The sequence below is a fragment of the Actinopolyspora sp. BKK2 genome, from assembly GCF_011291845.1.
In the GTDB taxonomy this organism is placed as follows: domain Bacteria; phylum Actinomycetota; class Actinomycetes; order Mycobacteriales; family Pseudonocardiaceae; genus Actinopolyspora; species Actinopolyspora saharensis.
On sequence record NZ_JAANTE010000012.1, the window covers coordinates 1 to 14,604 of the forward strand.

A 14,604-nucleotide genomic window follows, 5' to 3' on the forward strand; every position below is an offset into this window, starting at 1 on the left:
AACACCACCGCGCCGTCGCCAGCCGCTACGACAAACTCGCCGTCCGCTACGAAGCCACCGTGCACATTGCCTCCATCAACATCTGGCTCGCCGACCTCGCCAAGATCAATTCCTAAACAGCACCTAGGCGCGCCGTGTTCGGTGTCGGTGCGTGCGGGTGCGATCGGTGGATCGCGTCGCTGGACGTGGCGGCACGGGTGGAGCACGATTCCCGGGGCGGGGTGAGCTCCCCGCAGGTCGTCGGACGGACGGAAGAAGCATGTCCCTGAGTGATTTTCCGCGGTATCCGCTGCTGTTCGGGCCCAGCCCGGTTCATCCGCTGGAGCGGTTGACCGAGCACCTCGGCGGGGCGCGGGTGTGGGCCAAGCGGGAGGACTGCAACTCCGGGCTGGCCTTCGGCGGGAACAAGACCCGCAAGTTGGAGTACCTGGTTCCGGACGTTCTGGCCGACGAGTCGACCCATCTGGTCTCGATCGGTGGGGTGCAGTCCAATCACACCCGGCAGGTCGCGGCCGTGGCCGCCAAGCTCGGCTTGCGGGCGCGGCTGGTGCAGGAGAGCTGGGTGGACTGGCCGGATGCGGTCAACGACCGGGTGGGCAACATCCAGCTGTCGCGCATCATGGGTGCGCAGATCCAGCTCACCGAGGCCGACTTCGGCATCGGGGTCAAGCGGAGCTGGCAGAACGCGCTGGAGGAGATCCGCGCGGAAGGGGGCAGGCCGTACGCGATCCCGGCCGGTGCCTCCGATCACCCGCTCGGCGGGCTCGGTTTCGCCAACTGGGCCCACGAGGTCGCCGAGCAGGAGCGGCAGCTGGGCGTCTTCTTCGACACCGTGGTGGTCTGCAGCGTCACCGGTTCCACCCAGGCCGGCATGATCGCCGGTTTCGCCGAGCAGCACCGTTCTCGCCGGGTTCTGGGCATCGACGCCTCCGCGCGGACCGACAGCACCCGCGGGCAGGTCACCAAGATCGCGCACGAGACCGCGGAGAAGATCGAGCTGGGTCGGCAGCTGCGCGATGAGGAGATCACCGTGCTCGCGGGCTGGGCCGGGCAGCGCTACGGGATCCCCGTGGACTCGACGCTGGAGGCGATCCGGCTGATCGGCAGGCTCGAGGGCGTCATCCTCGACCCGGTCTACGAGGGCAAATCGATGGCGGGGCTGATCGACCTGGTCACCTCGGGGGAGATCGGGCCGGACAGCAACGTGCTCTACGTGCACCTCGGCGGCCAGCCCGCCCTGAACGCCTACAGCGCCCTGTTCCGGGAGTGACCTCATCCCGCGTGGCCGGGGTGGTGCGGGGCGCGACTCGATGGGCGTCCGGTCAGTACCGGACTGAATCCGTCGGCCGAGGACGGTACGTGCTGTCGACCTCGCTCTCGCGAGGTGTCAAACCGATCCGGCGTGGCGGGCCAGGAGGTGGCGGGCGGTGGCTGCCATGGCTTCGTCGACCATCTGCCCTTCGAACGCCACGGCGCCTTCGCCGCGGGACCGGGCCTGCTCCACGGTGGCCACGAGACGTTCCCAGCGCGCGAGTTCTTCGGGGCTGGGGGAGAAGACCTCGTTGATGATCGGTACGTGCGAAGGATGGATGGCCATCATCCCCTCGTAACCGAGGGACCGGTTCTGCTCGGCGAAGACGCGCAGGCCGGTGGGGTCGTCGAGCCGCGTCCACAACCCCGCGACCGGATGCTCGACGCCCGCGGCGCGTGCGTCGAGCAGCACACGGGACCGCAGCGTCAGCGTCTCCGTGCCCTGCGGGGTCCCGTGGTATCCGACAGCGCGCGCGACATCTCCGCCGTCGGCGGTGAGTGCGCCGAGGTAGGCCACGCGTTGCGCCGCCCCTCCGACTTCGTGGGCGTCGCGCAGGCTGCGTGCGGTTTCGAGGAGCGGAACCAGTGCTGTCGATCCCGCGGGCAAGCCCTGTTCGCGCTCGCACCACGTCAGCAGCCGATCGGCCAGGCGCACGTCTTCCGGAGCGTCCACTTTCGGGAGAACGATGCCGTGGAGGCCGGGGAGCGTCACGGCACGTACGTCATCGGCGCCGTCCCAGGTGTCCAGTGCGTTCACCCGGACGAACAGTGCCGGTGACTGGTGGTGGTCCGCCACGTGGTGCTGCAACGCGGCCACCGCGCTGTTGCGGGCGTCGACCTTGTCCGCGACTGGCACGGCGTCTTCCAGGTCGATGATCGCGGCATCGGCCCCGGCTCGTGCTGCTTTGGTCAGCCACTCGGTTTTCGTGCCGGGGACGAACAGAAGGGACCGCAGCGGCACGCGCGGCACCGCGCGGTGGGGTTCAGACGACACCGTTGTCCTCCAGACGCGCGAGCTCTTCCCGGTCCAGGCCGAGCCAGTCCGCGTAGACGAGGTGGTTGTCCTGGCCCAGCGCCGGCCCCGTGCGCCACACCTGTCCGGGACACTGCCGGAAGTGCGGCAGTGCGGCCTGCATCCGCACCGGGCCGAGTTCGGGATCGTCGACGGTGACGATGTCGCCGCGTTCGGCGTAGGTGGGATCGGTGACGATGTCTTCTGCGGTGAACACGCGGGAAGCCACGACTTCGGCTCGCGCGAACGCCTCCAGGCAGTCCTCGGTGCTGCGTGCGGCGACCCACTTTCGCAGCTCGTCGTCGAGTTCGTGCCGCCGGGCCTGCTGTTGGTCCGTGGTGGCGAACTCCGCCGCGTCGAAGCCGAGCAGTTTCGCCACGTTGACCACCGATCGCGGTGTGGCCGAGGTGACGGTGATCCAGTTGTCGTCGCCGGATCGGTAAGTGTTGATCACTGCGGCCGGGGCGACGGACAGTTGGTTGCCCGAGCGCTCGGGCGTGGTGCCGAGCTGGTCGTGCAGCACGACTTGCCACTCCACGAGTCGGAACAGGGGCTCGAACAGGGCCAGGTCGATCCATTCCCCGTCGAAGTCGTCATCGGTCTCGCGCCGGTACAGCGCGGCCATCACGGCGTAGGCGCCCATGAGGCCGGTGACCGCATCGCCGTGGGAGAACCCCGTGTGCACCGGAGGCCCGTCGGGGAATCCGGTCAGGTGGACCACTCCGCTGCGCGCCTCGCCCATCTTGCCGAACCCCGGGGCGTCGGCCAGCGAGGTGTTCGCGCCGAACCCGGAGATTTGCAGCAGGATCGCCGTCGGGTTGAGCCGGTGCACGGACTCCCAGTCCAGTCCCCACTCGCGCAGGCGTCCCGTGCGGACGGTGACGATGACGACGTCGGCCCAGGCGACGAGCTGGTGGGCGATGTCGCGGCCGGATTCCTGGTGGAGGTCCAGCGTCACCGAGCGCTTGTTGCGTCCGGCCACGCTGAACCACAGAGGGGTGCCGTCGCGTTTCGGGCCCATCGACCGGGCCGCGTCGCCGGTCCCCGGCGGCTCGACGTGCACGACGTCCGCGCCCTGGTCGGCGAGCATGGAGCCCGCCATCGGTCCGGCCACGACGTGGGCGAACTCGACGACTTTCAGTCCGCCCAGTTGGCCCCGTCCACTGGTCTTCGGGTCCTGTTGCGACATTGCCGCTCTTTTCCTCGGTGCGTGCTCGGTCGGTCGAGGTCGGGAGTGCAGTGTGGCGAGCGGCGCGTATGCACGTCCAGCAAGATCAGTGGATTATTTCATGCGGATGGTGCATCGGTTCGTTGGTCAGGCCCAGAACACCCCCGCGGGCAGGGTGAGGTCGCTGCACCGGCATCGCTCGAGCACGTCCCGGAAGTGCTGTCCCGCTGCGGTCAGCGGTCGGTGCGCCCGCTGCACGAAGTCCAGTCGCCGGTCGACGACAGGTTCGACCAGCGGGCGATGCACGACTGACTCGGTGGCCATCAGCGGCAGCACGAGCGCGGGCATCGCCGCGACCCCCAAACCAGCGGAGACCAGCCCTCCCACAGTGGCGATGCTGCCCGCTTCGGCGGCCGGGGGCGTGTGCGCATCGACCTGGGCGAAGGCGGCGTCGGCGAGTCGGCGCACGCTCGAATCGCGTCCCACGGCGAGCAGCGGCTCTGCGGCCAGTTCCCGCCAGGTCACCTCCTCTTGCGCGGCGAGCGGATGTTCCTGCGGCAGCACGGCGACGAAGCGGTCCCGCACCCACGGTTCGTGCTCCAGACGGCTCGTGGACTCGTTGATCGTGGTGATCGCGAAATCCGCATCACCCGAGCTGACTCGCTGCAGCACCGCGCGCTCCAGCCCGTCCATGATCCGCACTGCCACCTGCGGGTGCTCGCTGCGGAAGCGCGTGATGACCTCCGGCAGCAGCACGGCTGCGATCGACGGCAGGGTGGACACCGCCACCGTGCCCGATTCCCCGAGCACGAACCGCTCCAGCTCCTGCATTCCCGCTCGGTGGGCGTTGAGCACGTCGTCGGCGACGCGCAGCGTTTCCGCGCCGGTCGGAGTCAGCGCGATGTTGCGCGTGTCGCGTTCCAGCAGCTGCGCACCGAGCGATCGTTCCAGCTCTGCGACCGTGCGGCTCAACGTTGACTGCGACACGTGCAGCTGCGCTGCCGCTGCGGTGAAGCTCTCCGCTCGGGCGACGGCGGCGTACGCGGCGAGTTGGCGCACCGTGGCATCCATGCTCCGGAGCATAGGCCGCGTGGTCGCTGCTGCGAACGGATGTGCGGCAGTTCCCCTTCCCGGGGCTTCGTGCCGTTTTGATGCGTCGATCGCATGGACATATGTCTCAGCGATGCTGGACAAGCAAAATGCGTGCGCTCAAAAATGACCGACATTCACTCCGGATGTGGTGCATACCACGCCAGGAGGGGTGTCCGCTCTCGATCGAATGAGGCCGCATGCTCACCGCGCTCGGTTTCGCCGCCATCATCGCGATCCTCCTGTTGCTGATCACCAGTCGTGTCGCTGCCGTCGCCGCGTTGATCGGCGTGCCGGTGGTGGCCGCGCTGCTCGCGGGCAGCAGCCCGACCGAGATCGGGGAGATGATCAGCGCCGGCATCGACGACATCGTCGGCGTGGTCGCCATGTTCGTGTTCGCGATCCTCTTCTTCGGAGTGCTGCGTGACGCGGGGATGTTCGATCCGATCGTGCGGCGCGTCCTGCAGTACGCCGGCAGCAATCCCGTCACGATCGCGGTGGGCACTGCTCTGCTGGCGCTGGTGTGCCATCTCGACGGCGCCGGTGCCACCACGTTCGTCATCACTCTTTCGGCGTTGCTGCCGCTCTACGACGCGATGGGCATGAGCCGCTTGGTGCTGGCCACCGTCACCGGTCTGGCAGCCGGGGCGGTGAACATGGTTCCGTGGTCCGGCCCCACGGCTCGTGCCTCCAGCGTGGTCAACGTGGAGGCCAACGCGTTGTGGACCCCGTTGTTGCCCGCGCAGCTCACCGGGGTCGCAGCGGTGCTGGGGGTGGCCGCCTGGCTGGGGCGTCGGGAAAGGTGTCGCCTGGCCGCGAGTGCGGAATCACCGCCGCGGCTCACCCGTGGTGACCGTCTGCGTGCCGCCACCGCCAGCGACACCGCGGCAGACCCCGCGGTGATCGGTGCCGACGACGGGGCGGGCCCGGCCCGGGACGAATCGGCGGCGATGACGGTCTCCAGTGACGTGCGGTTGATCCGACCGCGGCTGTTCTGGGTGAACCTGGTGCTGGCCGCGGTGACCGTCGGGACGCTGATCTCGGGCATCGCGCAACCGGCAGCGGTGTTCATGGTGGCGCTCGTGCTGGCCCTGGTGGTCAACTACCCCGGTATGCGCCGCCAGAACGCGCGCATCGATGCCCACGCCCAGTCGGCCGTTCTCATGGCCACAACACTGCTGGCGGCCGGAGCGTTCCTCGGGATCATGGAGGAGACCGGCATGATCCGGGCGATGGCCACGGCACTGGCCGAAGGTGTTCCGCCTCAACTGGGGCCGTTGCTGCCGCTGCTCGTGGGGGTGTTCGCGGTTCCGATGTCGTTCCTGTTCGGACCCGATCCGTATTACTTCGGCGTGTTGCCCGTGCTCATCGGAGTGGGGGAGCAGTTCGGTGTCGCTCCGCAGGACCTCGCCCAGGCGTCGATCCTCGGCGAGGAGACCCTCGGGTTCCCGCTCACCCCGATGACCGGGTCCTTCTTCCTGCTCGTCGGTCTCGCTCGGGTCGATATCGGCCGTCACATCCGGCACATGGCGCCGTGGGCGTGGGGAATCAGCCTGCTCACACTGGTCGTTGCCGTTGCCACCGGAGTCGTCCCGGTGTGGGCCGGCTGATGCGCGGGAAGCGATCATGCCCTGTTCCACCGGGTGCTTACCGCGCCCCGGGAACCAGCCATTCGCCGCAACCGCCCCGCATCATCGATCTCCAGACGCAGAACAACTAGCGTCGCGAGGTAGCTGAGTCGAGACGGGGTCCGACGGATAACAGCACTGGATCGAACGGCGACTCAGTTCCCCGCGATCCTGTCCCCGCCTCGACACCGGTATCGGGTGGCTGGGACCGAGCGAGCCCGCGCCGCTTACCCGTGACTGATGGGCGCCTGCGCCCGTGGCAGTCCCGCTTCGTCCCGCGCCTGTTGCCCCAGGACCTCCACGGCTCCGAGCGCGTCCACCACGTCGGTGACCGTCACGGCGAACGGCAGGTTGTGGATCGTTTCGCTCGGGGCCGTGGCCGCCTCCGCGACGGTGCGCAGCACATCCTCGGTCGCGTCTCCCAGGCCTGCCTCGGTCAACGTCGTCGGCAACCCTACCCGTGCGGTGAATCGGATGAATTCCTCGATCTCGGAACTCGGTGCTCCTTCGAGGACCAGCTGGGCGATGGACCCGATGTTGACCTTCTGCCCGTGTGCCAGGGCGTGGGTGTGCGGCACGGCGGTGAGTCCGTCGTGGATCGCGTGCGCGGCGGCCAACCCGCCGGACTCGAAACCGAGGCCGGACAGCAACGTGTTGGCCTCGGCCACCGCTTCCACCGCCGGCGTGACCAGATTGTGCTCGACCGCCCGCACCGCAGGCAACGCCGATTCCCACAGGATGTCCCAGGACAGCTTGGCCAGGGCCGTGCCGGCGCGGGTGGCGCGATCGCCGATCATCGTCGTGCCGTCACCGCGGGAGACGGCGCGGGCCTCGATCCACGTGGCCAGCGCGTCACCGACGCCGGCGATCAGGAAGTGGGTGGGGGCCTTGGCGACCAGCTCGGTGTCGAGGACGACCACGTCCGGGTTGCGGTCGTAGAACCGGTAGGACTCGAACGCACCCGCCTCGGTGTAGACCACCGACAGCGCCGAGGTGGGCGCGTCGGTGGAGGCCACCGTGGGCACGCTGATCCGCGGGACGCCGAGGTCGTCGCCTGCTGCCTTGGCCGTGTCGATGGGCGCACCGCCACCGACACCGACGACCACGTCGGCGCCGTGGTCGCGCAACCGCGCCGCGATCCGTTCGCTCTCGACGCGGCTGGGCACACCGCCGAAGGTCTCGAACAGCACTGGCAGCCCCGCCGCTTCGAACGAGGTGCGGATCGGTTCCTCGGTCAACTCCCGCACTTGGTTGTCGGCGACCAGCAGGGGCCGCTCGCCGTGCCGGGCCACGTGCGTGCCGAGCTCGGTCAGGGCGCCACGTCCCTGCACGTACCGGCCGGGCGACATCAACGACCGGAGGCCGGTCGAGTGCTGCGTCATCGTTTCTCCCTCCAATTCGGTGTACTTCGCCGTGTTCGGGGGCGAGTCCGAGCGGTCGCCGCCGAGCACGCCGAGGTTCCGCGTCTCGATGTGAATCGTTGGGTGTCGGTGTACCCGTGGTCGAGGTGGAACTGGTCAGTGTCCACGCCGAGTTCGACCGAGTGTTCACGTTGGATGGTGTGGTTGTGCCCCCTCGGTGGAGCTACGGAGGCAGCCAACCACCGTTCCGGACGTGATCGAGAGAGTAACGCTTGCCCGTTCTTCGGGCGAGCTGGGCATCTCCACGCGGTGTCAACGGGGATCGGGTGGGGTGGAGGGCGACGTGTTGCCGGGAGTTCTCGGCGGAAACTGATCCGATGACGTAGTCGGAGGTGACGGCCGCGGCGGTGAGTTTGGTCCGGTGGATCCGGCGCTGCTCAGGCTAGCGTCCCCGGTGGGGGCTGATGGGGCGAGGACTTACTCGGCCGCAGGTTCCGGCAGTGCGCCGGTGATGAGGGTCTTGGCGACCGCGCGAGTGGCGACCGCGGCTGACGTGTCGTTCGCGATGGCGTAGCTGATGATGGCGCCTTCGTGCAGGCTCAGCAGCTGGGTGGTGAGGGGGTCGACGTCGTCGTGGCTTGCTCCCGCTTCGGTGAGCAGGTCGTGGAACAGGGTGCGCAGCCACTGCTTCTCGGCGACGACGATTCGCTGGCCGGGGTGGTCGGGCTCGGGCAGCTCGGCGAAGGCGTTGATGAAGCCGCAGCCTCGGGTGCTGGGCGTGAGCCAGTCGGGGAGCACGTCGAACGGCACCAGTGCGCGGGCCACGGGGTCCGGGGGTGCGTCGTGGAGGCGGGTGGTGACCGTCTCGCGCCAGCGCCGGGCCCGGGCGTTCAGGTAGGCGGCGACGAGGTTGTCCTTCGAGCCGAACCGGTCGTAGAGGGTTCGCTTGGTCACGCCGGACTCGGCGGCGATGGTGTCGACGCCGATGGCGTGGATGCCGTGCCGGTAGAAGAGTTCCGAGGCGACGTCGAGGATTCGCCGGGCACCTGGTGTCAGCGGTTGCTCCGGGGTGGTGTCGGTGCTCATCGTCACTCCAATTGACTTCACAGGCCTGTGTACCTACTCTCGGATGAGTAACTTCACAGGTCAGTATAGGAGAGGATCGCGATGACCTGGTCCCTGGACGACGAGTTCGCAACACCGGGCGGGATGATCCGGTGGACGGCGCTGGGAAGCGGGGAACCGCTCGTGCTCGTGCACGGCACGCCGTACTCGTCCCTGCTCTGGCGCGACCTCGCGCCTGCGCTCGCCCGGACGCGGCGGGTCTACGTGTTCGACCTGCTCGGCTTCGGCCAGTCCGAGCAACGCGAGGGCCAGGACCTCACCCTGGCCGCGCACGCCCGGAACCTCGCCCGGCTGCTCGAGCACTGGGAGCTGTCGGCCCCCAGCGTCGTGGCCCACGACATCGGCGGCGCGGTCACGCTGCGCAGCATGCTGCTGGAGGGGGCGCGCTTCCGCGATCTCACGCTGTTCGACGCCGTGAGCGGCGGTGAGTGGGAACGCGGCCTCTTCCGGCTCATTCTGGAGCACGCCGAGGTGTTCCACCAGCTTCCGGACTACGCCCATGAGGAAATGGTCGCCGGTCACCTGCGCCATGCCACGAGCCTCGGCCACCGACCGGCGGTTCTCGACGCGTTCCTGGCTCCCTGGCGCGGCGAAGCAGGCCAAGCCGCCTTCTACCGCCAGTACAGCCAGATCAAGCAGGAGCACACGGCGGACTACGAGCACCTGCTCGGCGAGATCGACGTCCCGACGCGCCTGATCTGGGGCACCGAGGACCGCATCCTGCCTCCCCCCTACGCGCGGTGGCTGCACGAGCGGATCCCGCACGCCGAGCTGCACTGGATCGCAGGGGCGGGTCACGTGCTGCAGGAAGACGCGCCGGCGCAGCTGTTGGCCCAGCTCACCTCACCGTTCGCGTAGCGCGCTCGTTCGGCGGGAGACTTCCTCAGCCACGGGCTTCGGTGCGGTCCTGCTGCCATTGGGCGGTGTATTCGGTCAGCAGGTCGTCGAGCCTGCGCACGATGAACCGGTAGTAGTCGCGCATCTGCTTCAGCCGCTCCTGCTGCGTGGGGGAGAAGGTCTCGCCGCGGTCGTAGTTGTTCTCGGCCATCGCCAACAGCCGGGTGGTCTGGTCGAGCTGGTGCTGCAGGCAGCCGATCCAGGCGTCGTCGCGCCAGCGGTAGACGAACTGGCGGCTGCCGGCTTCCTTGAACCGTTCGACGGTGCCGCTGGTGATGAGCGTTCGCGTGGTCTCCGAGACCGAGCCCTTGCTGGCGTTCAGGGCTTGCTGGAGCTGGGTCAGTGTGAGGGGGGTTTCGCTGAGCATGAGCACTCCGGCGGCCCGGCCCGCCATCGGCGGCCATCCCATCGTGCGGCCGATGTGCACGCCGAAGTCCTCGACGAGGGAGCGCTCGTCGTCGTGCTCATCGGACCCGCCCTCGGTTGGCAGGGACATCGACACCTCCGTCGTGGTCACAAAAAAATGAATATTCACTCTTGACTGAACACAGGGGTGGGGAACAGTCTAGGTGAACGATCCTGCGGGACACCGTTACTCAAGCCTATTTCCGGGAGCAGGCATGGCGAGGGCTGGTTGGGACGTCATCGTGGTGGGGGCGGGTTCCGCGGGGGCTGCGCTCGCTGCTCGTTCCGCGCGGAGGGGCAAGCGGGTCCTGCTGCTCGAGGCCGGTTCCGATTACCGCTCGGCCGAGATGCCCGAGGAGTGGCGCTCGCCGAACCCGGCCGTGGCGCTGCTGCATCCCACGGCCGCCGCAGGCATGGTCTGGGCGGGTCTGGACGCCGCGCGCACCGAGAAGCAGTCCGCCGCCCCGTACTGGCGCGGCCGGGGCGCCGGTGGCAGTTCGTCGATCAACGGGCAGATCGCCATCCGCCCTCCGCTGGAGGACTTCGAGGACTGGTCCGGGCACGGGTGCGCGGGCTGGTCACCGGAGGAGGTGCTGCCCTACTTCGCTCGTCTCGAGGACGACGAGGAGTTCGGCGACGAGCCGTACCACGGGCGAGGTGGGCCGACCCCGATCCATCGCACGCCCGCGGAGCACTGGGGCGGGGTCGACGGGGCACTCGCCCGGTCCGCGCTGGCCGCGGGGCACGAGTGGGCCGCAGACGTGAACGCGCCGCGGGCGACGGGGGTCTCGCCGTACCCGATCAACTCCCGCCACGGCCGCCGGGTCTCGGTCAACGACGCCTACCTCGAGGCGGCGCGCGAGTTGGAGACCCTCACCGTTCGCGGTGACGCGCTCGTGGACCGGGTGCTGTTCGAGGGCACTCGCGCGGTCGGTGTCAGCGCCGTCGTCGGCGGAGCGGAGGTGGCCGAGTACGCCGAGACCGTGGTGCTCAGCGCGGGCGCGATCCACTCCCCGGCGATCCTGCTGCGGTCCGGGCTGGGCCCTGCTCGGCACTTGAGCGAGCTGGGGATCGAGGTCCGGCAGGACCTCCCGGTCGGGAACGGTCTGCAGGATCACCCGATGGCGCTGGTCTCGCTGCCTCTGACGGTGGAGGCGGGCATCAGCACGCCGCACGATCGCCACACCAACGTCTGCGTGCGCTGGAGCAGCGGTGGCCCGTTCGCGAACGATCTGATGTACGTCGCGCTCAACCAGAACGTGCTGGCCATGAGCGAGGCCGATGGCAGCGCCGCCCGGGGCGGTTTCGGCGTCTGGCTCAACCGGGCCCACTCCCGCGGTGCGGTGCGGCTGGTCTCGGCGGATCCGGGGGAGCAGCCGCGGGTGCGGCAGCGGATGCTCTCCGACGAGCGGGACCGGTCGCGGCTGCGCGCGGGGCTGCGGGCTCTGGTCGGGCTGGCCGAACGGCCCGAGGTGACCGCGATCCTGGCGGGGTCGCTCGAGCAGGAGAACGCGGCGCTGTTCGGTGTGCTCGACAGGGACGGCGAGCTCGACGAGCACCTGCTCTCGACGGTGGCCGATGCCCAGCACGGCACCAGCACCTGCCGGATGGGATCGGCCGCGGAGGCCGACGTGGTCGTCGACCCCTCCTGCCGCGTGCTCGGTGTGGACAACCTGCGCGTGGTCGACGCGTCGATTTTCCCGTCCGTGCCGCGGGCCAACACGAACCTGGCCACCATCATGCTCGGCGAGCTCATGGCCGACCGGATCGACTGAAGGCGTCGTCCTGTCGGGCGGACCTCCCGGCCCGTGGTCCGCGGACTCCCGGGGATCAAGACACAGCGAAGGAGCACTGCTGGCATGCGGACGTTGCAGAACCTGATCGGCGGCGGGTGGCGGGACTCCGCGAGCCCGGAGGCGTTCGATCTGCTGAATCCCGCGACCGAGGAGGCGATCGCCCGCGTGCCGGGGGGATCGCCGGAGGACGTCGACCGCGCGGTCGAGGCGGCTCACCGGGCGCAGTCCGCCTGGGCCGAACTGCCCGTGGCCGAGCGCGTCGCGTGGATCCGCGCCCGGGCCGATGTCATCGCCGAGCACGCCGAGGAGCTGGCCGAGCTCGAGTGCCGGGAGATGGGCAAACCCGTTGCTCTGGGGCGTTCTTTCGTCGAGGGGGCGGTGGACACGCTCAAGAACTCGGCCACGGAGGCGTTGTCCTACGAGTTCGAGCGGACCGTTGTCGTGTCGGACGACAGTCGCGTCAGGGTGCTGCGGCATCCGCTGGGTGCCGCAGCAGTGATCACGCCGTGGAACTTCCCGGTGGCGATGGTGCTCGGGATTCTCGGTCCACTGTTGGCGGCGGGCAACACCGTGGTCGTCAAGCCCTCGGAGCGCTCGCCGATGGCCGTCGCGCGCCTGTTCGAGCTGCTTGACCTCCCCGCCGGGGTGGTGAACCTCGTTCTCGGGGACGTGCGGGCCGGTCAACCGTTGGCCGAGCACGAGCGGATCCAGCTGGTGCACTTCACCGGCTCGGTCGGGGCGGGGCGTCGCGTCGGTGCCGGTGCCGGGGAGCGGTTGCACCGGTCGGTCCTCGAACTCGGCGGCAAGGATCCCGTCGTGGTCGATGCGGGGGTCGATCCGGTGGCCACGGCTTCGGCCGTCGCGTTCGGGGCCTTCGTCAACACCGGCCAGATCTGCACGTCGATGGAGCGCGTCTACGTCCACCGCGCTATCGCCGCGGAGTTCGTCGAGGCGCTGGTGGAGGTGGCCGGAACGTACGCCTTCGGTGACGGCCGCGCGCCCGACACGGTGCTGGGCCCGCTGGTCAGCGAAGGTCAGCGGGATCTCGTCCGGCACCACGTCGACGACGCCGTGCAGCGCGGTGCGACGGTCCGAACCGGAGGAGTCGTGCCGGAGCGGAGGGGGTTTTTCTACCCGGCCACCGTGTTGACCGACGTCGACGAGTCGATGCTGGTCATGACGGAGGAGACGTTCGGTCCGCTCGCTCCGGTCGTCGTTGTCGACTCGTTCGAGGAGGGGATCGAGCGCGCCTCCCGTTCGCGGTTCGGGCTCGCCGCGACCGTCTACACCGACGACCCGGAGCACATGGCCGCGGCCGAGCGCATTCCCGCCGGGGTGACCTGGGTCAACCAGTGGCAGGGCGGTGGTCCGGAGATGGTGTACGAACCGGCCGGTGACAGCGGGATGGGAGCGACCGGTGCCCGGGCCTCCTACGATGCCGCCACGCGTTCCGCCTCGGTGCACATCGCGGCAGCCCCGGCGCGGAGCACCGCATGACGTTCAGCCGCGCCGGGGCCCGGAGCGCCGTTCAACGGCGGATCCGCGAGTCCGCTCAGCCGTTGGTGGGGCTTTCGCACCGCATCCACGCCCATCCCGAACTGGCCTTCGAGGAGGAGCGGGCCAGCGCCTGGGTCGCCGACGCGTTGAGCACGGCCGGTTTCGAGGTGCGGCACGGTTGCTGCGGTCTGCCGACCGCGGTGCGGGCGACGGTCGGTTCCGGGCCGCTGCACCTCGGTTTCTGTGCCGAGTACGACGCGTTGCCCGAGCTCGGCCACGCCTGCGGGCACAACGTCATCGCGGCCGCTGCCGTGGGGGCCGGAATCGGGCTGGCCGAGCTCGTCGACGATCTGGGGTTGACCGTGACCGTGCTGGGCACCCCGGCCGAGGAGGGCGGTGGTGGCAAGGTGTTCATGCTCGACCGCGGTGCCTTCGACGGGCTCGACGCCGCCATGATGGTGCATCCCGCCGCGGTCGAGACGACCGCGATGCCGGGGGTTGCCACCGCCCAGTTCGACGTGAGCTACCGGGGCAGGTCCGCCCACGCGGGGATGCGTCCCGAGCTCGGCATCAACGCCGCCGACGCGCTCACGATCGCGCAGGTGGCCATCGGGCTGCTGCGCCAGCAGACCCGCAGCGTCGACCTCGTTCAAGGCATCGTGACCGAGGCCGGTTCCGCGGCCAACGTCATCCCGGAGAGCAGCCGTGGCCGGTGGATCGTCCGTTCGGACACCCCGGAGGCGCTGGCGCAGTTGAAGCAACGGGTGCAACGCTGCTTCGAGGCCGGTGCCCTGGGAACCGGGGCCGAGCTGACCACCTGGCCCCTCGGGCCGGATTATGCCGACCTGCGTCCCGATGCGGAGCTGCTGGCGCTGTACCGGGCCAATGCCGAAGCGCTCGGCCGCACCTTTCCCGAGCTGCCCGCGGGGATCGCGGGCGCGGCCACCGACATGGGCAACGTCTCCCACCGGATCCCCACGATTCATCCCATGCTCGGGCTCGACTGCCACCCCGCGGTCAATCACCAGCCCGAGTTCACCGCCGCCTGCATCACCCCGGAGGCCGATCGCGCCGTTCTCGACGGGGCCACCGCGATGGCCTGGACCGCCGTCGATCTCGCCACCACGGGTGCGGTCGGCGGTTGAGTCGGCACCGGTGCCGCGGCGTGGGGCGGTATCAGGGGAGTCCGGTCGAGACCGGACGCTGGAGGACCTCGGGGCGAACTGTGTCCACAGTGGATCACCACGCTGGTGGTGGTGCTGCGCAGCGAGCACGCCGAAGGAACATCGGGGTGAGCCGCATCGCCGTCCCGGAG

The 14,604-nt window shown here is 69.6% G+C and carries 12 protein-coding genes; 6 read left to right on the plus strand and 6 right to left on the minus strand.

What is annotated here, in order from left to right; all coding sequences use genetic code 11:
- Positions 1–259: 259 nt before the first annotated feature.
- A complete protein-coding gene (locus G9Q41_RS19820) occupies positions 260–1,270 on the plus strand; it encodes a 1-aminocyclopropane-1-carboxylate deaminase (RefSeq protein WP_165633768.1) in 1,011 nt (336 codons plus the stop codon).
- A 117-nt stretch (positions 1,271–1,387) separates the two neighbouring features.
- Here the strand turns inward: G9Q41_RS19820 and G9Q41_RS19825 are convergent, their stop codons facing one another.
- The 3 genes from G9Q41_RS19825 to G9Q41_RS19835 all read right to left on the minus strand — a co-directional run bounded on the left by G9Q41_RS19825 (position 1,388) and on the right by G9Q41_RS19835 (position 4,562).
- Positions 1,388–2,305: a CoA ester lyase gene (locus G9Q41_RS19825; protein ID WP_165633769.1), complete on the minus strand. Its 918-nt coding sequence runs from the start codon at positions 2,303–2,305 to the stop codon at positions 1,388–1,390.
- Entirely contained in the window at positions 2,295–3,512 is a 1,218-nt protein-coding gene (locus tag G9Q41_RS19830; protein WP_165633770.1) for a CoA transferase, read from the minus strand. The genes G9Q41_RS19825 and G9Q41_RS19830 overlap by 11 nt, the downstream gene beginning before the upstream one ends.
- Positions 3,513–3,638: 126 nt before the next feature.
- The gene (locus tag G9Q41_RS19835; protein ID WP_165633771.1) at positions 3,639–4,562 is read right to left on the minus strand and encodes a LysR family transcriptional regulator; all 924 of its coding nucleotides are present in this window, start codon (positions 4,560–4,562) and stop codon (positions 3,639–3,641) included.
- Between the two features lie 218 nt (positions 4,563–4,780).
- Between G9Q41_RS19835 and G9Q41_RS19840 the strand changes: the two genes are divergently transcribed.
- Positions 4,781–6,190, plus strand: coding sequence for a citrate:proton symporter (locus G9Q41_RS19840; protein ID WP_165633772.1), 1,410 nt, complete (start codon positions 4,781–4,783; stop codon positions 6,188–6,190).
- A gap of 245 nt (positions 6,191–6,435) precedes the next feature.
- Here the strand turns inward: G9Q41_RS19840 and G9Q41_RS19845 are convergent, their stop codons facing one another.
- Together G9Q41_RS19845 and G9Q41_RS19850 are read right to left on the minus strand one after the other, a co-directional pair.
- A complete protein-coding gene (locus G9Q41_RS19845; protein WP_092522571.1) occupies positions 6,436–7,590 on the minus strand; it encodes a glycerol dehydrogenase in 1,155 nt (384 codons plus the stop codon).
- Between the two features lie 456 nt (positions 7,591–8,046).
- On the minus strand, positions 8,047–8,655 hold the full coding sequence (locus G9Q41_RS19850) for a TetR/AcrR family transcriptional regulator (protein ID WP_165633773.1): 609 nt from the start codon (positions 8,653–8,655) through the stop codon (positions 8,047–8,049).
- Positions 8,656–8,736: 81 nt separating this feature from the next.
- On the opposite strand from G9Q41_RS19850, the gene G9Q41_RS19855 reads away from it, so the two are divergent.
- Positions 8,737–9,552, plus strand: coding sequence for an alpha/beta hydrolase (locus G9Q41_RS19855; RefSeq protein ID WP_165633774.1), 816 nt, complete (start codon positions 8,737–8,739; stop codon positions 9,550–9,552).
- Positions 9,553–9,577: 25 nt separating this feature from the next.
- Here the strand turns inward: G9Q41_RS19855 and G9Q41_RS19860 are convergent, their stop codons facing one another.
- Positions 9,578–10,087, minus strand: coding sequence for a hypothetical protein (locus G9Q41_RS19860; protein WP_165633775.1), 510 nt, complete (start codon positions 10,085–10,087; stop codon positions 9,578–9,580).
- Positions 10,088–10,211: 124 nt separating this feature from the next.
- On the opposite strand from G9Q41_RS19860, the gene G9Q41_RS19865 reads away from it, so the two are divergent.
- The 3 genes from G9Q41_RS19865 to G9Q41_RS19875 all read left to right on the plus strand — a co-directional run bounded on the left by G9Q41_RS19865 (position 10,212) and on the right by G9Q41_RS19875 (position 14,434).
- Positions 10,212–11,771 (plus strand): GMC family oxidoreductase N-terminal domain-containing protein, encoded by a 1,560-nt coding sequence (locus G9Q41_RS19865; RefSeq protein ID WP_165633776.1) that lies wholly within the window; start codon positions 10,212–10,214, stop codon positions 11,769–11,771.
- A gap of 84 nt (positions 11,772–11,855) precedes the next feature.
- Positions 11,856–13,289 (plus strand): aldehyde dehydrogenase family protein, encoded by a 1,434-nt coding sequence (locus G9Q41_RS19870; RefSeq protein ID WP_165633777.1) that lies wholly within the window; start codon positions 11,856–11,858, stop codon positions 13,287–13,289.
- Positions 13,286–14,434, plus strand: a complete 1,149-nt coding sequence (locus tag G9Q41_RS19875) for a M20 family metallopeptidase (RefSeq protein ID WP_165633778.1) — start codon at positions 13,286–13,288, stop codon at positions 14,432–14,434. The genes G9Q41_RS19870 and G9Q41_RS19875 overlap by 4 nt, the downstream gene beginning before the upstream one ends.
- Positions 14,435–14,604: the final 170 nt, after the last annotated feature.